The following is an 18,032-nucleotide window of genomic DNA, read 5'->3' on the forward strand; positions in this document are numbered from 1 at the left end:
AATTGTTAACGGCTATAACAACTGAATCCAAATCCAAAATATCTACACATGGAAGAGCAAAAGACTTCAGCGCATGACCGGAAGCTTTCTGAAAAAAGAGCGGAACGGCAGAAAAAATCCGGCGAAGATTCTCCATCAGAAAAAAGAGAAATGGTAATGCATGGAGCCAAACTGAGCTGCCCTTATGCTCAGGCGCCCGGAGAACTGAAAGTTACCTCCAACGAAATCATCCTCCAGGATAAACTATTTGCCACAAAAGGTGATGGGAACAATATGGTGAATCTTCAGTTTAAAGGAACCTGCGGGCACCCGAAATGGCCTGCCCAGAATATGTCTCCCCCACCCTGCATGAGCGTGATCAAATTAAGCCCCTGGCAGAACCTGGGAACCTCCATCATACAGGAACAGACCGTTCTGGTAAAAGAATCTTACATCAATTGCACTCCGGATTTTAATGCGGCTGTTGCTTCACCGATTCCGAAAGTGGCAAGTATAGCTTCCAGTATTGATGATAAACCCATCATCATTTCAGGGTATTGGGTCGATAAAAATAATCAAAAAATAAAGCTGCATCCTTACGGTGATGATCAGTTACGTTTTTATTTTGAAGTGAATAAAGCGGCGATAGGAAAAAAGATAACATTTACGGTATATGAATTAGATTCAGGGCCATTAAATGATGATAATGTATATGAAAAAGAATATACTATCGGCCATGAAAAAAATTCTATTAAAATCCCTTTAACAGCAGATCTGTTTACCAAAGGCGGAGAAAGCATAATACAGTTATATGCGGAAATTAAACTTGAAAACAGCACCTATGAACTGCCACAGGAAACTGATCATCTCAAAATTCACGCCGTTGAATTTGTTCCCAAAATAGAAGGCGCATTGAACTGGACCAAAGCTAAAATGCTGCAGGAAATATGGTTTAATGGCAATGAAAATGATAAGCCCTGGTTAGTTGATCCTAAAGTTGACCTACTCTCTATGGACTGGGTACTATCCTATTCCAGAATGAAAACCGAATATGACAAAATTACGACCACTAAATGGAAATCTGAAAATGCGGTAAAGCTTCTGAAAAAAAGGATTAAAGAAATGGTAAGAAATCCTGATGTCGGTTTAAAGCTTCCTAAAAAAGATAACGAAACGGTAAATTTCGGAGTATCCCGAAATGACATCCGGACGTTTAATGATATTGAACAGCCTAAATTAGGAGGAAAAAAAGCCCGGGAAATAATGCCGTTATTTGAGAGGTTTTATTATCAGAGTGTTTCCTATAATATCAGCAAAAATCCTTTTTCAATGGAACCTTTAGACGATTTATTCGGAACACTGGCAAGCTGCCAGTTTAGAGTCATTGCATTTGGGACCATTACCCGTAAAAGCTGGAAATCACCTTTAGGAATGAGTTTAAACAGTTATCTGGTTAAGATCACAAAAATTGGAGTTTATGTAAAGGACAGTTTCGATTTTATCACAGAAGATGAATATCTGGGTGACTGGTCGCCTAAAAAGAATGCGGTATCGGTAAATCCATATGGAGTTACTAAAGATACTTATTATACCATAGAAAATAAATCATATAGAGAATGGAGAAAAGATTATAAGAAAGGAATGGACTTTAACTTATATACCGATGTAAAATATTTAAATGTATATCATGAATTTTATGCTTCCCCTAATGAAATTGAATAGATTATCCTATACTGTTTTATGCAGTACGATATTTTTTGCCGCTGCATCCGTACTGTACCTTATTTTGAATAATTTGGTTGATAAAGTCGTAGGTTCTCCTTTGGGATCTGCCTATCACTGGGCGCATCCTTATTCATTTATTATGGTATTTGCTGTTTTTTTTATGATAACGATGCTGTTGACAGGAAACAGAAAGACTGCTCACAGCAATATGTTCTATTTTATTTTTTATGTAGTCTGGATTGTGCTTTCTTTAGTTTTTTCCGGTTTGTTGTGGTCTATTTTTGATATGAATGCAGGCTACTTTCCCCAGGGAGCTGATCTTTTTAAAAAAATATTTTCAGATATGTTTTATGGGTTAATCTGGGGCGGTTGGGCTATTTTAAGTGCTATCCCTTTTAACTTTTTAGTTTTTGGAATGTCATTTTTTATTATTAAAAATTATAAAACTTTTATTATCGGTCATTCTTAAACGGATATTTAGGAAAAAAATAGAAAAAGTAGTTATACAGATAATGAATCCCTTGTTTATGATAAAAAAATGAAAAAATTGATTACTGGCTTCATATTATTTTTCTTGATCTCTGTTTGTGGGCAAAAGTATGTTCATGACAGTCTGAAGATGTATTACCAGGATTCATTAATTGTCAATAGAAGCTTTAAAGACGGAAAAGAATTCAGTAAACTGACCGTGAAGATAATTAATCCGTGTAATGCTGAAAAAGAGAGATTTGACGGCGCAGTAACAATCATCAGCGCTGTTATTAAAAATAAAAATTACAGCGATAGTATAGTTTATCATTATCCGGATGCACAATCGGGTTTAATTAATTTAAAAGCAGAGAATATATCCAGTTATACCGTAAATAAAAGTCAGGCTGTCTTCATCCCTTTTACGTACTGCGGAAACTGGGATAATGATACAAAAGTCTCATTAATTATACTGTATAACCGTAAAAAGTATCTGTATCATATCAAATACTATTGTGGTGAAGATGGAAAATGCAGGATCAATGATCATCTGAATATGAGACTGAATGATCTGCCTTCAGAATTAAAATTGAAAGTGATAAAAGACTTGGAAACAAAGTATAATAAATCAGGTGATTTTTATTAATCAGCTCAAAATAAAAGATTATGAGTGACGAACAACAAAAAGATGATTATGCTGCAAACCCCAATCAGAAGGTTTATGATGTGCCGCACCAGGTAGATCATGAAGTGAATGTGGTGAAAATATATTTTGCGAAGCAGGTTCCTAAAATGACTTGGGAAACCAAAGAAGAAACTTATCCTGTAAAAAAAGGAGGCTTAGTATCTGATGTAAAAAAGAAGTATGAAAAAAAAGGAAGGAGGAACATCCAGGCAGATCAGGAGGATTCTGTAAGATTAAAAGCAAACGACTCGGTGAAAGTTACGTGGGAAGAAGAAGTACAGGCAAAAAAAGCGGACGGCACTCCGGATTTTGATTTTGAGAGGATCAACAGCACCACCATTAAAAAGAAAGTATGGGTAGTCGCCAACTGTGAAGGGGCAAGCGGAAAACTCTCGGTTGAAATCCACGAAAATAAACTGGAAAACGCTGAAAATGTCTACGATAATCCGGTGAAATTTTTAGATGGAGAGGAAGAGAAAAGCAAGATTGAATTCAGCATCAACGGAACACTGGTTTATTCCAAAGAAATAACGCTTCGTCCCAAAAGTGATGAAGATGTAAATAAACTGATCGAAAAACTTAACAAAAGAGATGATTTAAATGCCTTTTTATATTTTAAAGCCGAAGTAAAAGAAACAGAAGATGAAGTAAAATTTCCGGATGACACCCATGAATTCCTGAATAAAGACAGCGAAAGATTCGAGATCAGATACTGTGACTGCGGAAAGAAATATACCATTACCTGTACCCGGTACAGCGGTGAATACGGACCCGCCTACTGGGGTACGAAGAAACTGGAGAACTATGCCGACTGGGATACTTTAATTGAAGACAGTAAAATTACCACCGAAGAAAAAGCTATTCTCGTGGGAATGTCTGAGAATGAAGGCAAGCTGGATTCCGTTCAGTCCTATGACTGGGATCTTTCCGGTGAAAAGATGATATTAACCGCCGGAGCGATGCAGAAAACAGTGGATCATACCGGAAAAGGTGAATTTACCACTCAGGTTGAAGAATTTAAAGCCCAGTACCCTGAAAAATATGAAGAACTGTTTGTATCCTGCGGATGGACGGTTGATTCAGGGATTTTGTATTATAAAGATCCGGCAGATTCCAAAGCGGAAAAAATTACAGGCAACACGCTGTCCGCTAAAATCAGGGAAAACTGTAAAGAATCTTTATTTGGAAAAGCGGTAGAATCCAAACCTCTGCAGCCGATCGTGAATGCCGTTATTGATAAAACATTTCAGGAAAAACAGGTGCTGGATTTTATCAAAAGATTAAAAGAAGTGGTTATGCCTTTAGTGCCTGCCGGATATTCCTATCAACTGTCGGAGTATTTAAAATCAAAATTAGGAAAAGCCACCGCACTGGATCATCACATCAACAGGCCTGGGTTTGTAAAAGATGATTTCGGCGCTGCATTAAACAGGTTTTTTGCTAAAAAAGATGCCAATACGGATAAAGAAAACAAAACCAGGAAAGAAGGCGAAAAACTTGCAAAAATATCGAGAAACCCCGGAGAATGGGGAAATATGCACAGTACCTATGAACAGGAAATTCTTGATGATTACGGTAATAAAAGAAGAGGCACCGATATGGATAAACGGTATGAAAAAATGAAAAACAATTCAAACTTATCATGAAAAAAATAACAAGCCTGCTGATGATTTCAGTGATTTTAATTACGTGTGGAAATATGGCTTCCCCCCGGAATCATGATGGGCACAGAAAAACGGTAAAGAAAGATACCCTGCTTGCTTTAAATAATAATGTATCCCTGTATTATGCATCATACAACAAAGATATGAAGCTATGGTACAACCTCTATATTATCAATAAAAAGAAAAAAATAAAAGTAGATAAGGGAAATCAATATAAAGGTACCGGAAGCGAACTCTTTACCTCCCTGTCCCCTAATGCCAATTACGTGGTAGTGGATGCTATCATCAAAGATTATGTGTATGAAAGCGATAAAGACAGTACCCTGCACGAAAATTATACGTGTGCAATTATTGATCTGAAAAAAGCAAAAATAGTTAAACAGCTGCAGCAGGACTGCGACGGATCCTGGAACAAAAAAAACCAGTGGGTCTCTTCCGCAGGCAAAGTAGTTTTTAAGTAAAATAAAAGCTGCAGCCACAGCCTGTAAAATGAGTGAAAATTATGGAGCCAGTGTTTCCCATAGATATTAAATTAAACCTTACCGAAGGAAAAAAATTTTACCGTTATTCCTGTAATGAATATACCACCACCAACGGAAAAACTCACAGAAGCGAACTCAATAAGATTTTTCATGTTACACTGAAGCTTTTGGAAGAAGGAAAATTTGAATACCATATAGAAATTTTTGACAGGGTTCACCGGGATAAGGAACTCTCACTGTCTGAAAAAGATTTCTTAGCCGGAATTGCAGACATCAATAATGAAGTAGTGCTGATAACAGACGGATACGGACGTTTAAAAAATATACAGGGTCTGCCTGGCCTTCAGGCTAAAGTGGAAAAAACGGTGGAAAAGCTCTCCCGGTCCTATGTCGGTAAAAAAGCTGAAGATTTTTACCGGTTTTTAAAAGATTTCTACCAAAAGGAAAACTTAGTCAGTAGAGACTTTTTAAAAAACAGCCATTTCGGAATGATCCTCCATAAATTTTATGGAACGTATGAGAAAGAGCACCAGATAAAATACAGTACGCGCTATTCTAATTTTATGACCAATACCATAATAGATATAGACGAAACGGTGGAATTGGATGCCATGCGCTGTGATGATGAATTATTGCTGTTACAGTATACCGGCAGTATTCCTTCAGATAAAAACAGGGAAATGTTCTACGGAGAAATGAAAAGAAAGGAAATAGACTGTAACCGTGAAACAGATGTTCCGAAACTGGACAAATATAAAGGGCAGATGTTACTGGATTTTACCACCAGAGAAGTTTTGGAACATAAGCTGACCATAGAATTTTCGCTGGGGGAAAATTATCAGAAAAAGATCATCTGTCATATCAAAGAAATAAGCTATGAGGAATTATAAAAATCCGGATAAACTGAAGAAATGCAGAACCCGCCAGATGAAAAATCCGGCGAAGGATTATGCCATTCCGGCATGTGTATGTTCATTATTTGGATAATCACCCGTATTAAAAAAAGAAAAATTTTAAAATGGCGACACGTATTACAATAACAGATTCCGGGCAGACCCAAACCTTGAATGGACCATTGGCTCCCGATACTCCCGATGATTCATTACAGCGTATCACCGATGTATATTTTGCCAAAAAAGTAACCACAGACAATGGAACCAGAGTAAGTTTCACAAAAATTGATTCTGCCCACGTACAGCAGGATCATCTGAACCAGGCGATTCCCTACGATGCCATATTGGGAAAAACTGTGTATCTCATCCTGGAAACCAGCAATATGACAGACCTGAGTATAGATGTGGTGATAAGACCTTCCGCAGATACCCTGACCGGAAATACAGACCCATTACAGTTAATGCGCTTTATATCCCCCAACCGGTATGAGGCACAAAGGCTGTTTACCGTACAGGTCGGAAATTTCGATGCCCTGAACAACAGAGCCGGAACCCGTGATTACACTAATTTACGAAGCGATCATATCAACAAAGCCATTATTAAGCTGCAGCTCAGACCAGATTCCAGAGCTACTCTTGATGAATGGACCGCAAGACTCACAGATGGTAGTATTAATCTGGAAGTAGCGGTGGAAAGAACAGACAATAATCCCTGTGCCTATAAGGATGGTCAGGAAGAAGTAAACGGGGCAGGCATTTTCTTAAATGATGATACAGCAAGATTCAGAGTGGTGAATAAAACGATATACAACATTCATCATGGTGATAATACGTACAATACTTTAGCATTGATCACAACGAATCCGGAAAGAAGAAGGAGAATCCAGAAAGTGGTGAGCAATCATTCTACCGATATTGTTTATTTTTATTACGACCAGCACGATAATGAGCACAGGATCTGTTCCAGAACCAAAACAAGGGTAACCAGAAAAAGAAGGGTAAATACCATTCCACCGCCGGCCCAGAGAGGAGATCTTTTACAGACCATAGATTTCACAGCGAACAGAGCTGCCGGGGAAAGTATAGATGCCCATCAGCTGCTGGTGTACTCCAACGGAACTCTTGGAGATGGGGCTACCGATAAATGGTATGCCAATCAACCGGGAGAAGTAGACCTTGTAGATATGGATATCATAGGCGACGCAGGGGTTGGGCCGCAGATTTTTGAAGCTTTCAACTATAACCGGAATGGTGTTATCATCCGGTACGGATTCCAGCATACCAGAAGAAGAAGTATCCAGCCGGATTTATTTTCCGGTTTCTTAGGAGCATTGGCGCAGTTCAGGCAGGCGGGAAACGAGCACTATATCGTATCTCAGGGCTTTTCTTATTCCGATGCCTCCTGCTATCCAAGTGCAGAGCATGTGAACGGAGAAGCAGGAGATCTGAATTTATTAACGACTCAGCAGGATGGTTTCAATACCGTCCTTACCGCAGAGAATTTTGATTATGACAGCCAGGTAACACTTCGGAATCTTCTGTATGAATTTGGGTTTGAATCAGGCCGGTCAGAAAATTTTTCCAACACCTCAAATGCCAGTGCTGAAGACAATGTCACCACACGGCTGCCTCATACCACACATACCGCTACTCCACGACATAATAATCACCTGCATGTTCACGGTTTCACTCCTATATCAGATATATATGCCTAAAATTAATATCGCTTTTACGGTTCTGTTTTTCCTTTTCTTCAGCTGCACTACGGCTCAGACGGAAAACAAAGCAACAAACACAGAGCCACAGTTGCCTGGTAGAAGATCTATTCCGTTCAACACCAATACAACGGATTGTATAACGCTGCCTTTCGGATATACGGATATTTCAAAACGAATGACCGCCGATGCTGTTCTGCCTGTCTTACAGGATGAAAATAAGCTGAAAGAACTCAGTGCCTTAAAATTTGAAACACCCATCAAAAAAGATCTTATCATCCTTCCCGAAGATTACGATGTTTTGCTGCCATTCAGCAAAGAGGTCAACGAAAAATATGACCCCATTAAGATAGCCTCCGGTTTCATTTGTAATGGGCAGTATTCGCTATATTTTATGGCAGTTTATAATACCGTTCGTTACGCAGAACCGTTTATTGAAAAAATATACCTGATTTCAACAAAGGACAATAAACCTCTTGATATGAAGAGAATATACCTTCATCATGAAGGAGAAATGGGATTTGCCGGCCATACCCTGTTTAATATTGATAAAAACCATATCATTTCCCTCCAGGATTATGAATTTTCTGAAAGTCCTTTTACCTTAAAACCTTTACAGAAATACCAGATTCTTCCCTCTGGAAAGTTTGCCAGATACTATGATCACGATGGTCTTTATAAAAATGATGAAGAACAGGGCGTGGTAAAAAATCACAGCAGAGAAGGAAAATGGGTAGAATTCAAGCCTAACAGATTTGTAGATTCACAGTTATCTCCGGAATATACAGATCCCTATACTTACCTGGAAGCAGAGTATAAAAATGGTTTACCTGCTGGAGAATGGAAATGCTATAAACTCCTGCAGAATTATAATGAAGAAACCGGAAAACCCATCATCAGTACCAGAAAAAAAGGAAAGCTGATCTACACTGAAATATATAAAGACGGGATGCTGGAAAAACGGAATTTTCAGTAACGGAAGCAGGCTGATATACCGGAAAACGTAAAAATCTATCAACAATAAGATATACGGATATATTATTTCCCACAGATGCGTAGATGTTTGTGGAAAATCTGCGTAATCTGCATAATCCTCGAGAACATATCTATTTTTTATCGCCACGGATGCACGAATCCTTTTTATTCGTGCATCCGTGGCATTTATAAAACAGCATCCAATTTTATTTGGGAAACAGATAGGAAAGCATTCTAAAATTCAGCATACCATTTTGAATCACCTGAACACAACCCACTCCATACCAGGCTATTACACACAAACGGTTTAATTTCCGGAGTATGAACCCCCCTCCAATTTAAAAGAGTTATTTTTTAATAGCAATATTTAATTATATTTGAAACAACTAAACTCCATAACCAGGAAACTTAATTGATCTGATTTTTTAAACTTATCCATGAATAAAAGAAAACTATTAGAAGAAAAAGAATGGGAATATTATGTTTTTGAGGAAAATGATACTATCCAATTATCAGTTCCAATTCCTACTCCAACCCCGGGATTTGATATTATATATACACTGAACGATTCTGAACGAGAAAAATACTTACATACCGGCATTAAAGCCCTTGAAGAAAGAATACAGGATATGAAAGTCAATTTTTCAGATTATACCATGAATTCATGGAGATAATCCTGTATCATTAATACAAAAAACAATTCTCCAAAGCCATAAGGCTTTGAAACGTTCCCTTCTAAGAAAATAAACTGATGTATAAGCTCACAGACCATGTTGATATAGAGATTATTGCCGGGCAGCAATTATCCGCCATTCCAAGAGTGCTGATCTATGATGTGGAAATTCTTCTGACATCCTCCAACAGCATTAAGGAAATAGAGCATGAAATACTGACCACCAATGGAAGCGATAGAGGTTGGTTATTTACAGAATACAATGATACATTCAGATTTAATGCCGATGACCATTTGCTCACCTCTGTTTACTTCGGTTACAGCGAACTGGAAAAAGAACCTCATCATAAACTGGATCTGGTAACGAATGCAAAAAAGATAGTAGGTATTCCTAAACTCGTATACCCATTATCATTTGATCTGGAACCGTTTGAATACAGGTACAGTGTACCCTCCGGCAACATCCTGTTAGGATATGGAGACATTTTTTTAAACAGTCAGAATCAATGTACTGAGTTACAAATAACTGAAAATATATCTTTAATGTTTAATGAGAATAATTTGTATTGTGCATGGCTTATAAAACATCCTGAACAATTTTTGGCGGATAAGATAGCACCTGTTGAAAAATACCCGGTTACCCCTCTTTTAAAGAAAAGCTTTTGGGAGGTTTTTCAATTGATCAATCAGGAAAAAATAAGCCTCATGGAAAAAGAAGATATCCCTACATTTCATGAATTACTCTCTTTATATAAAAGCATTCATCATAGCCTTGAAAAGCATGACAGACTGAAAATCCTAACCGATAAATTATTTGATTTTGCAGATAATTTCTACTCTCAGGAGCAAATGCAGCACTTTCACTAACAGCTCACAGGATATTTCCATATGTAAAATCAATGGAAACAGATAAAATATAAAAAAATGAAAGCAAAAAAAATAATGTATGCTCTGGCAGGAGTCATTCAGTTTACTTATAAGTTCAACAAAGAAAATAATACCCATATTGAATATACCCGTGAAATACTGGATGGCTCTCTCTTCGTAACAATAGACTTTAAAGAAACTCCATTTCAGTTAATTTTTGAGTACACTTACGAACTGGGAAGGATTCAGAATTATTTGGCGGGGAAAAGAGAAGAATTTCTACCACTGGAATCGTATCCTTTTCCTCCTGAAGATGATAAAAATATTGCTAACTTTCATCAAACCAAACAGGAACTATTTGACGGAGATGAAGAAAAATGCCTGCATAAAATTTTTAACGTTGACGAGCAAAAGGTTACCGTAACAGATTTTTACAACAGCCCGTTAAGAACACTAAAAAAAGAAATAGATGCCGAAAGTTTTGATAAGATAATTGAAGAAAGTAAATTCAACCTGATCAAAACTTATAACGAAATATATACTTCCGAAGAAGGACTGGAAGTTCATTATCTGATAAGAAATGAGATGATCTACCTGTTTTCCTATGGAGAATATCAGCTTGGCAGATATAGGCTGTTTTTAGAAGGGGTCTGGTATTACAAACCGTGGAGTAAAGATGAATAGAGAACAGTTTTCTGCTCATTTTATTACTAAAAGATAATCATCAGAAAATATGGAAAATAACAATTTTGAATTCAGTCTCACTTTAAATGGCACTATCCCGGGAACCTCATTTAAAAAAATAGAAGAATTAATCGTTCCTTATTTTAAAAATATAAAGAAGATCAATTTCCATGATGATGGGTATGGCAATGTAACGATTGAAAATAAATACTGGGAAATTTATATCTATCTCTCGGATATGCTGATAGAAGATGTAGAAGAAGATTATTTATTAAGCATGGCCTATAAAGGCTCTTTTGAAGAAGGAGAAAAAGAACTGAAAGAATTTGCAGCGTATCTGCATGAGAAAGGCTTTATCTATTCTCTGGAGTATGAAGATATACGTGATCATGAGTATCTGATAGAACACCCGCAATGGAACACTTCTTTTGAGGAAAGGAAAAAATATTATAAATAATTGAATGAGACTTTGCAGTAGAATATTTTTAATAATTTACACAAAATGAACGAAAAAGAATTTGAAATAGAAGGATTCTTCAGTACCTCATTGGTAGAAGAAATCATGAAGGAATTTGTATGGCCAATGTCTTACACAATAATTGATGATGATCTTGATCTTTTTGCAGAGATTATTTTTCCTCAATGTACATTGCTGTTGTCAGATGATGGTCTTGGTGCGACAGATTTAGATTTTACTTCATATAAAAATGAAGAGATAAGGATTAATATTGCTGTTGCATTAGGGGCCAGAAATCTGGAAATCTCTCATCTGCACCTGGCAAAACGGTTAAGTGTCTGGCCTAATGAAGAAGACATGAAAACAGCCATACGAAATACAATGATCATTTTACAGGCTTATTTCCTGCCATTTATTTCAGGGAATGATGACCAGCTGATGGAAGATACTCAAAAATTTTTATTAAGTTTTCCAAAATTTAAGTATTAGTAAGGACAGGCAATAAAGGAAATTATAAAACTGAACAGTCAGCAGTTAAATTCTATGAAAAGCATACAACAAAGATTAGATGAAAATTATATACCGGGATGCATCAGACATCAGAAGAAATATCGGTTTTATATCATGCCAATTGCATGGTGGATTCTGAATTATGCAAAATACAGCCCGTCTATATTAGAGGATACTACCCGTCAGAATTTCAGAAACGGGACATTCAATGTAACTGATGACCAAATACACTCCTTTTTCATGTCCATTTCAGAAGATCAAATTTCAATATCAGAAGTAAAAAATATCATTGAAAATTTCAGAAAAGAATATTCAGGAATTACATTTTTTATAGACTTTGATACAAAAGAATACATCAGTACATTCCACGATATTGATATAGAAACCTACCTGCCGGACAAAACCTGGACGGGAAAGTATGGAAATCCAACGGATTATATACCTAAAAATATTCTAGATCAGATCAGCTGATTTCGGAAGTCTAATATTTTATGCCCCGGCTGTCAGATTCTGCTCTCCGAAGTCTCCTGACCTGGGAGCATACATTACAAAATTAGTTGAGTATATTGGCCCAAAGTCAGGAGATTTTGCGCAGCGAAGACCTATAAGCAGCAAGCAGATGTATAAAACATAAAAAACAAATAACTTATGAAATATTTCGAGATTATTATCAATGCAGATTTGCCGGTAACAGGTAAATACCCTCAGGTAAAAGGTTTAAAAATTAATTTTCATGAAGCAAGGGCTTCACAATGGGGAATAATACGTGAATGGAAATCTGAAGATGATATCCCGGATCTGAATAATTTTCTTTTTCAGAAAGGTACCAAACTCACAGATATTGTCACCAATAACTTTGTAAACATTACTTCCGGAATTTTCATCAGCGAAAGAGCAAAATCTGTTTTTGACTCTTTTAGGATTAACGGCACTATTTATCCGGTTTCCATTTACGAACAGGATAAAAAGCACAGCTACAATTTCCTGTGGTATGAAATAGGCGGCAAAAGTAAAATAGACTGGAAAGCATCTGTATTTATTGAGTATCAAACTATTGAAAAGCTATACGGTGAAATAATTCCGATTGAGGATTTTGAGGATTATAAAATGAAGGGTAGAAAGCTGGATGCAGAGAAAGAAGGATGGGATATTGTTCTTAAAACATTAAAGCTGAAAGAATATTTCGATATTACCCCTGCTTTTGGTATTGGCTTAATCTGCAATGAAAAAGTTAAAAATGCTATTGAAGAAAGCCATTTAACTGGTTTTCTGTTCAGGCAGTTAGATACTGAAGTTGTTTTTGAACAGTCATAAATCAGACTGATGCGGACCTCTGCCTCATTTGCCCGTAGTTTTTAGAGACAAGCGAGACGTTTTCACCAGCAGAGAAGAATTCCTGAAGCTGACTTAAAATCTGAAAATCCCCTGTAAATCAATCAGTTATTTTTTTTGAATGATCAATATGGAAAAAGTAAATTATTATAAAATGAATTACTCGGTTGATAAGAAAATAACCGGGACCAGAGAGTCCCAGATTATTAATTTTATTGACCCTGAAAATAACAGTCCGGAAAGAACTAAAAATTACTCCTATATAGGATTAAACCATATAGATTCTTCTATGGATTTCACAAAATTCAAAGCTGATGAAAAAGCAAAAGTAACAGATATTCTGAGCAGTAATTTCTTTTCAGGTTATTATATGATAAGCGGAAAATTCAAAAAAATAATTGAGAATTTTATCTTTCATCACATTATTTTTCTGGAATCAGTAGTCACTTTCAGGAACGAAAAGTACCCTTATTTTATTCTCAGTATAATCGAAAACATTGATATTGTCAGTTTTCCGAAGTCAACTTTTATCGCAGACAGGCTTTCCCCGGCACTTAGATCGGGAGGAGATATTGTAGAGGTATCTTCAAACGGAGATTATGTTTTAAAGTCTTCTCAGATATGGGATGAAAAAGGGTTTGGCTATGCACTCATACCCACAAAGGTCGTCTTAAATTATAGATCAGATTTTGTAAAATTTCCTTTTGGAATGACTTTAATATCCGAAAAATTAAAACAGAAAACAGAAGAAGAAAAGCTCACAGGAATTGTATTTGAAGAAACAGATATAGAATTTTATATCGACCCATAAGCCCTCATGTGAATGAGCCAATACGTCATCTGCTCTCTGCTCTCCGAAGTCTCCTGACTTTGGAGTGTATATTACAAAATCTGTTGATTGTATTGATCCAGAATCAGAAGACTTTGCCCTGTGAGAGATCTGTCTGATACCAAAGAACGCTCACCTGCCACCAATGAAAATGATGTAAAAAGCCTCAACATAAATGTGAGACTTTTTTGTTTTTGGAAAATAATATTTTAGCTTAAGGATTTTTATTCAATACAACGGTATAAACAACATTAGTACTAATATTAGTAGGACGTTTTAAACGAATTATATCATTCCCCACATTAACAGACAGTTCACCTGTAATACTCAGATCTGAAATCTGCTCTTGATTAAAAATATATTTTCTTTCATAAACAAGATGATTAATAGGATCAACAACACCCCATGCTACTGTCAGCTTATGAATATTATATGATTCGAGAGGGTTAGGAGAAGTACTGACATATAAGCTTGTTTGTCCATTATTAATATACTTGCTCATAGACTGCAAAGGACCTGATACGCAGGAACTAGGTGGTGATGATAAATAACACGTAGTAATATCGTATTCTGCTGTTACCTTTATAGATGGTTTAGGAGTAGATCCTTCTGCTTGGTACTTAATACTGAAAGAGGTTTGCGCAAAAACTTTGGTTCCTGATGCCAATGTAAATAAAATGGCTAAGAAAAATGTAATGTTTTTTTTCATAATAAATAAAATTTTAGAAGTTGTAATAATTTATAGTTTTTATTAAAATTAGAATAGCTCAACAGGCAAAGCAAATTAAACTTTATAGCTGCTAATATTGGGTTTATAAATGCGTATGTTTAATATATAAGTGCGAATGCCCGCTACCGCACGAATCCTTTCCTGTGAGTTATTCGCGGATGTTGTATGCCATGAAAGCTTTTTGAAAAACCAGCTGCGGGTTTTTGTATTCCTTCTCAGAAAGCAGTCCCAGAGCCAGTGGAGAACCATTTTCCAGCTGAGTTTTTACCGCCTGCTTCCTTTCCTTCAGCATGATGAGATAACCGGCATGGATGAACGACCGTACAGCCTGGTGAAACTGAAAAATAACAACCGGATCTTCATTTATCCAGCTGTTTCTGCTTACCGCATGATTCATAATGCTGTTTAACCGCTCTTTAGAGGCAGCCAGATCGCTGAACTGGAAGAACTCCTCTATCTGCTGTAATGCGGAACGTTTCTTATAATCTGCCCGGCACCGGGTTTTAAAATCTGTTCTATTTTTTTTCATGAGTCTGTATTTTTAGAATGAGTAAAGCTTCCGGCATACGGATGTACGCTGAGCCTTACCCTAAAAGATGAATGTAAATGAAAGCCGTGTTCCCGTGAAAGCCCTGAAGCCGCAATGGATTGTACACTCCACTGTATCGTATCATGATACTTTATTTAGTAAAGGAAAGCGGCTTAGAAAAAGATGATTGCAGAAAACTGAACAACATGGAAATAAAAACGGCATGAGACTCTACAATATCTAATCTGAGGTACTGGTATACCTTACGTACAGATAAGAGAGCCCACACCTAGGTCGTGAGCTTCCTGCCTATCCTCTCGTACGTTAAAAATTACCAGTTTTCAGATTGAGATTCTAAGCAATAGCTTCTATTGTTCTTTGAAGTATCGCAAAGCTACTTTATTATAGCTTATTTTACAAATATAGGAAAAATTTCGATAATTCGGATTTGAGTCCGACTTTTTTTTAAGAATAAGTAATTTATTTGCTTCCATGACAGAAGCAAATAGAAAGATTGTTGAATTTATAAGGGATGAATGGGTTATTCCTTTGAACAATAACAGCAAATTTGCAGTAGATCATAATATCGATGAAAAGACAGTTCGGAGAATAAGGGATGATGAAACCTATCAGATTGCTCTTCTTACGATCATGCGAATTTGTCATGGCAAGAATTTAACTTTAGCTGTTTTTTTTAAAATGGTTGGAATATAATATAGATCAATTTTAATCCTGCCTGAATTCTGCTCTCCGAAGTCTCCTGACTTTGGAGTGTATATTACAAAATCTGTTGATTGTATTGATCCAGAATCAGAAGACTTTGTTCTGTGGGGGATCTGTCTGATACCAAAGAACCCTCACCTGGCACCTGAATTCTTTCGTGGTCTTTATTTTGGCACTCTCAAACAAACATTCTAAAAATTACCGGTTTTCAAAAGAGACTTTGCATCTAAGTGTAAAATTGAGGACCTGACATCGTTCAAAATACCATATGATTCTAATTAAAAAGGTATGAAAGTAAAATGATAGATATAAAAGCTAAAAATAAACTTATCACTGAAAACGACATCAGTGAACTCACCAATCAAACCGGAAAAATATTTCCAAAAGACTACAAAGATTTTTTGCTGAAAAGCAATGGTGCTTATTTTGAATCTGCCGATATTTTCTTTGGAGAATATGACGATGATATCAATGTATTTGAAATCTACTCTTTACAATATGGAAAATCAAATTTTTCAGAACAAAACCAATTCAATGATGGTATTCTTGATGACGGTTATTTTAATATCGGAAGAATCAGAGGAGGTACTATCTGTATGTCTTTACAGGAAAAAAATTATGGTTGCATCTATGCTTATTATTCTACTGCAGAATTAGAATTTCTGGCCTCTTCTTTTACTGAGTTTCTGGAAGGCCTGATTGATTATAAAGATATACAGGGATCAAATGAATAGCCAATACCTTATCAAATTAAAATAAAAAGGATTACCCAGGTATAAAAGTCCGCCACTCCCCTCTCTTATCCTCTTCCTGTAAAAAAAGACCCGGATCATGCAATCCGGGATTTCATTTTAGTATGTATCTTCTACGGGCAGTTCCCGCTTCGCAGCATGGCAGATGATTATAGCTTAAAAAAGAAATACACTACCGCAGCCCATTCTTTTTTTACCCCTCTGGCATAGCCAATGGTGCCGTGGCTGCTGTTTTCTACGGTTCCGTCATCTTTGATGTAGCCAATGGTACCGTGGCTTCTGTTCTCTACGGTACCGTCTTTTTTAACGTAACCTACGGTAGAATGGCTGCTGTTTTCTATGGTACCGTCACTTTTGATGTAGCCGATGGTGCCGTGGCTTCTGTTTTCAATGGTACCGTCACTTTTAATGTAGCCTACCGTTGAATGGCTGCTGTTTTCTATGGTACCGTCACTTTTGATATACCCTGTTGTACTGTGGCTTCCCGATTCGATCGTCTGTGCACTTGCCATAGACAGACCGAATAGAAGGGAACAAATGAATACTGCTTTTTTCATGGTTTTAAAATTTTAAAATGGTTGTTATTTGAGTTTTATTTTCAAAAATATTGATTATTTTTTTCTGTTAGTTTGTTTTATATTTTTCTATCAGACCAAAAATCTTCTTTTTCAGATGTTCATCAGTCTCTTTGGGAATGTTTTCAATGGTTAAATAGCCTTCTCCGTCGTTTACAAAAGGATCAGCTTTGTATTGCAGCAATAATTCTATCATCTCTAAATGTCCATAATAAAAAGCCAATCCTAAAGATGTTTTTGCATGAAAAGAGCCTGATCTGTTAATAAACTCCTGATCTGCATAAGGTAACAATAACTTCATTACTTCAAAATTCTGATCTAAGGCCGCACTGATCAACGGGGTTTCTGATTCGTCATCTATAAGATTGATAGTGGCTCCATTTTCTAAAATCAGTTTTAATAATGCCGGTTTATTTAATCTGACCAGATCAAAGACTGCTGAGTTACATATATCATCAAAATAATTTACATCAGCCCCGTTTTTAATTAAAATTTCTAATATTATTAAGTAAACATCCTCTTCATCGTCTTTTTCAATTTCATCTATAATACGCTGTATTAAACTCTTGTTACGGATAATTAATTTTGAGTCTCCTCCGTTATCTATCCAATTTTGTAACGCATCACTATCTTTATTGGACAGTATGTTCAGAATTTCTTCATGATCTGTCATCGTTTTATTTTAATTATTCAAAAGATCAGTGTTTTTTAAATCAACATCAGCCGGGAGCAGAATTTTTGGTTCAGGCTGGTTTGAAGCTATAAACGTTATGACATATATCTGC

22 protein-coding genes are annotated in these 18,032 nt (G+C 36.3%); 18 read left to right on the top strand and 4 right to left on the bottom strand.

Features of this window, described 5'->3' with window-relative positions; translation table 11 throughout:
- Positions 1-48 precede the first annotated feature (48 nt).
- The 16 genes from AC106S_RS04265 to AC106S_RS04340 all read left to right on the top strand — a co-directional run bounded on the left by AC106S_RS04265 (position 49) and on the right by AC106S_RS04340 (position 13,920).
- Positions 49-1,701, top strand: a complete 1,653-nt coding sequence (locus AC106S_RS04265) for a DUF6402 family protein (protein ID WP_482437893.1) — start codon at positions 49-51, stop codon at positions 1,699-1,701.
- A gap of 178 nt (positions 1,702-1,879) precedes the next feature.
- Positions 1,880-2,173, top strand: a complete 294-nt coding sequence (locus AC106S_RS04270) for a hypothetical protein (protein ID WP_482437894.1) — start codon at positions 1,880-1,882, stop codon at positions 2,171-2,173.
- Between the two features lie 69 nt (positions 2,174-2,242).
- A complete protein-coding gene (locus tag AC106S_RS04275; RefSeq protein ID WP_482437895.1) occupies positions 2,243-2,818 on the top strand; it encodes a hypothetical protein in 576 nt (191 codons plus the stop codon).
- A 20-nt stretch (positions 2,819-2,838) separates the two neighbouring features.
- Positions 2,839-4,503: a hypothetical protein gene (locus AC106S_RS04280; RefSeq protein ID WP_482437896.1), complete on the top strand. Its 1,665-nt coding sequence runs from the start codon at positions 2,839-2,841 to the stop codon at positions 4,501-4,503.
- On the top strand, positions 4,500-4,982 hold the full coding sequence (locus tag AC106S_RS04285; RefSeq protein WP_482437897.1) for a hypothetical protein: 483 nt from the start codon (positions 4,500-4,502) through the stop codon (positions 4,980-4,982). The genes AC106S_RS04280 and AC106S_RS04285 overlap by 4 nt, the downstream gene beginning before the upstream one ends.
- A gap of 41 nt (positions 4,983-5,023) precedes the next feature.
- On the top strand, positions 5,024-5,893 hold the full coding sequence (locus tag AC106S_RS04290; RefSeq protein WP_482437898.1) for a hypothetical protein: 870 nt from the start codon (positions 5,024-5,026) through the stop codon (positions 5,891-5,893).
- Between the two features lie 128 nt (positions 5,894-6,021).
- On the top strand, positions 6,022-7,611 hold the full coding sequence (locus tag AC106S_RS04295; RefSeq protein ID WP_482437899.1) for a hypothetical protein: 1,590 nt from the start codon (positions 6,022-6,024) through the stop codon (positions 7,609-7,611).
- Positions 7,604-8,587 carry a hypothetical protein gene (locus AC106S_RS04300; protein WP_482437900.1) on the top strand — a complete coding sequence of 328 codons (984 nt, stop codon included), beginning with the start codon at positions 7,604-7,606 and terminating at the stop codon, positions 8,585-8,587. Before AC106S_RS04295 ends, AC106S_RS04300 begins: the two co-directional genes overlap by 8 nt.
- A 436-nt stretch (positions 8,588-9,023) precedes the next feature.
- Positions 9,024-9,260, top strand: a complete 237-nt coding sequence (locus tag AC106S_RS04305) for a hypothetical protein (RefSeq protein WP_482437901.1) — start codon at positions 9,024-9,026, stop codon at positions 9,258-9,260.
- 77 nt (positions 9,261-9,337) lie between these two features.
- Positions 9,338-10,126 carry a hypothetical protein gene (locus AC106S_RS04310; RefSeq protein ID WP_482437902.1) on the top strand — a complete coding sequence of 263 codons (789 nt, stop codon included), beginning with the start codon at positions 9,338-9,340 and terminating at the stop codon, positions 10,124-10,126.
- A gap of 57 nt (positions 10,127-10,183) precedes the next feature.
- Positions 10,184-10,810, top strand: a complete 627-nt coding sequence (locus AC106S_RS04315; protein ID WP_482437903.1) for a hypothetical protein — start codon at positions 10,184-10,186, stop codon at positions 10,808-10,810.
- A gap of 49 nt (positions 10,811-10,859) precedes the next feature.
- Positions 10,860-11,267: a hypothetical protein gene (locus tag AC106S_RS04320; protein WP_482437904.1), complete on the top strand. Its 408-nt coding sequence runs from the start codon at positions 10,860-10,862 to the stop codon at positions 11,265-11,267.
- Between the two features lie 45 nt (positions 11,268-11,312).
- A complete protein-coding gene (locus AC106S_RS04325) occupies positions 11,313-11,756 on the top strand; it encodes a hypothetical protein (protein ID WP_482437905.1) in 444 nt (147 codons plus the stop codon).
- A 54-nt stretch (positions 11,757-11,810) separates the two neighbouring features.
- Entirely contained in the window at positions 11,811-12,248 is a 438-nt protein-coding gene (locus AC106S_RS04330) for a hypothetical protein (RefSeq protein WP_482437906.1), read from the top strand.
- A 177-nt stretch (positions 12,249-12,425) separates the two neighbouring features.
- Positions 12,426-13,091: a hypothetical protein gene (locus AC106S_RS04335; protein WP_482437907.1), complete on the top strand. Its 666-nt coding sequence runs from the start codon at positions 12,426-12,428 to the stop codon at positions 13,089-13,091.
- 148 nt (positions 13,092-13,239) lie between these two features.
- Positions 13,240-13,920 carry a hypothetical protein gene (locus AC106S_RS04340; RefSeq protein WP_482437908.1) on the top strand — a complete coding sequence of 227 codons (681 nt, stop codon included), beginning with the start codon at positions 13,240-13,242 and terminating at the stop codon, positions 13,918-13,920.
- Positions 13,921-14,152: 232 nt separating this feature from the next.
- Here AC106S_RS04340 and AC106S_RS04345 read toward each other — a convergent pair whose 3' ends face one another.
- Together AC106S_RS04345 and AC106S_RS04350 are read right to left on the bottom strand one after the other, a co-directional pair.
- Positions 14,153-14,647 carry a hypothetical protein gene (locus AC106S_RS04345; protein WP_482437909.1) on the bottom strand — a complete coding sequence of 165 codons (495 nt, stop codon included), beginning with the start codon at positions 14,645-14,647 and terminating at the stop codon, positions 14,153-14,155.
- A 169-nt stretch (positions 14,648-14,816) separates the two neighbouring features.
- Positions 14,817-15,197 (bottom strand): hypothetical protein, encoded by a 381-nt coding sequence (locus AC106S_RS04350; protein WP_482437910.1) that lies wholly within the window; start codon positions 15,195-15,197, stop codon positions 14,817-14,819.
- A gap of 492 nt (positions 15,198-15,689) precedes the next feature.
- Here AC106S_RS04350 and AC106S_RS04355 point away from each other — a divergent pair, with 492 nt between their 5' ends.
- Positions 15,690-15,911 carry a hypothetical protein gene (locus AC106S_RS04355; RefSeq protein WP_482437911.1) on the top strand — a complete coding sequence of 74 codons (222 nt, stop codon included), beginning with the start codon at positions 15,690-15,692 and terminating at the stop codon, positions 15,909-15,911.
- Positions 15,912-16,219: 308 nt separating this feature from the next.
- Entirely contained in the window at positions 16,220-16,654 is a 435-nt protein-coding gene (locus AC106S_RS04360) for an SMI1/KNR4 family protein (protein ID WP_482437912.1), read from the top strand.
- A 167-nt stretch (positions 16,655-16,821) separates the two neighbouring features.
- Here AC106S_RS04360 and AC106S_RS04365 read toward each other — a convergent pair whose 3' ends face one another.
- Both AC106S_RS04365 and AC106S_RS04370 read right to left on the bottom strand, forming a co-directional pair.
- Positions 16,822-17,229 carry a 5-fold beta-flower protein gene (locus tag AC106S_RS04365; RefSeq protein WP_482437913.1) on the bottom strand — a complete coding sequence of 136 codons (408 nt, stop codon included), beginning with the start codon at positions 17,227-17,229 and terminating at the stop codon, positions 16,822-16,824.
- Positions 17,230-17,296: 67 nt separating this feature from the next.
- Entirely contained in the window at positions 17,297-17,920 is a 624-nt protein-coding gene (locus tag AC106S_RS04370; RefSeq protein ID WP_482437914.1) for an ankyrin repeat domain-containing protein, read from the bottom strand.
- Between the last annotated feature and the right edge of the window lie 112 nt (positions 17,921-18,032).

The sequence above is a fragment of the Chryseobacterium sp. FR054 genome (assembly GCF_056844565.1).

Excerpts from the sequence above, each read along its gene's own strand:
- AC106S_RS04315 (WP_482437903.1), top strand. The coding sequence starts at position 10,184 with ATGAAAGCAAAAAAAATAATGTATGCTCTGGCAGGAGTCATTCAGTTT.
- AC106S_RS04345 (WP_482437909.1), bottom strand. The coding sequence starts at position 14,647 with ATGAAAAAAAACATTACATTTTTCTTAGCCATTTTATTTACATTGGCA.
- AC106S_RS04320 (WP_482437904.1), top strand. The coding sequence starts at position 10,860 with ATGGAAAATAACAATTTTGAATTCAGTCTCACTTTAAATGGCACTATC.
- AC106S_RS04300 (WP_482437900.1), top strand. The coding sequence starts at position 7,604 with ATGCCTAAAATTAATATCGCTTTTACGGTTCTGTTTTTCCTTTTCTTC.
- AC106S_RS04330 (WP_482437906.1), top strand. The coding sequence starts at position 11,811 with ATGAAAAGCATACAACAAAGATTAGATGAAAATTATATACCGGGATGC.
- AC106S_RS04305 (WP_482437901.1), top strand. The coding sequence starts at position 9,024 with ATGAATAAAAGAAAACTATTAGAAGAAAAAGAATGGGAATATTATGTT.
- AC106S_RS04340 (WP_482437908.1), top strand. The coding sequence starts at position 13,240 with ATGGAAAAAGTAAATTATTATAAAATGAATTACTCGGTTGATAAGAAA.
- AC106S_RS04280 (WP_482437896.1), top strand. The coding sequence starts at position 2,839 with ATGAGTGACGAACAACAAAAAGATGATTATGCTGCAAACCCCAATCAG.
- AC106S_RS04350 (WP_482437910.1), bottom strand. The coding sequence starts at position 15,197 with ATGAAAAAAAATAGAACAGATTTTAAAACCCGGTGCCGGGCAGATTAT.
- AC106S_RS04335 (WP_482437907.1), top strand. The coding sequence starts at position 12,426 with ATGAAATATTTCGAGATTATTATCAATGCAGATTTGCCGGTAACAGGT.
- AC106S_RS04325 (WP_482437905.1), top strand. The coding sequence starts at position 11,313 with ATGAACGAAAAAGAATTTGAAATAGAAGGATTCTTCAGTACCTCATTG.
- AC106S_RS04265 (WP_482437893.1), top strand. The coding sequence starts at position 49 with ATGGAAGAGCAAAAGACTTCAGCGCATGACCGGAAGCTTTCTGAAAAA.
- AC106S_RS04370 (WP_482437914.1), bottom strand. The coding sequence starts at position 17,920 with ATGACAGATCATGAAGAAATTCTGAACATACTGTCCAATAAAGATAGT.
- AC106S_RS04360 (WP_482437912.1), top strand. The coding sequence starts at position 16,220 with ATGATAGATATAAAAGCTAAAAATAAACTTATCACTGAAAACGACATC.
- AC106S_RS04285 (WP_482437897.1), top strand. The coding sequence starts at position 4,500 with ATGAAAAAAATAACAAGCCTGCTGATGATTTCAGTGATTTTAATTACG.
- AC106S_RS04275 (WP_482437895.1), top strand. The coding sequence starts at position 2,243 with ATGAAAAAATTGATTACTGGCTTCATATTATTTTTCTTGATCTCTGTT.
- AC106S_RS04365 (WP_482437913.1), bottom strand. The coding sequence starts at position 17,229 with ATGAAAAAAGCAGTATTCATTTGTTCCCTTCTATTCGGTCTGTCTATG.
- AC106S_RS04310 (WP_482437902.1), top strand. The coding sequence starts at position 9,338 with ATGTATAAGCTCACAGACCATGTTGATATAGAGATTATTGCCGGGCAG.
- AC106S_RS04295 (WP_482437899.1), top strand. The coding sequence starts at position 6,022 with ATGGCGACACGTATTACAATAACAGATTCCGGGCAGACCCAAACCTTG.
- AC106S_RS04290 (WP_482437898.1), top strand. The coding sequence starts at position 5,024 with ATGGAGCCAGTGTTTCCCATAGATATTAAATTAAACCTTACCGAAGGA.
- AC106S_RS04355 (WP_482437911.1), top strand. The coding sequence starts at position 15,690 with ATGACAGAAGCAAATAGAAAGATTGTTGAATTTATAAGGGATGAATGG.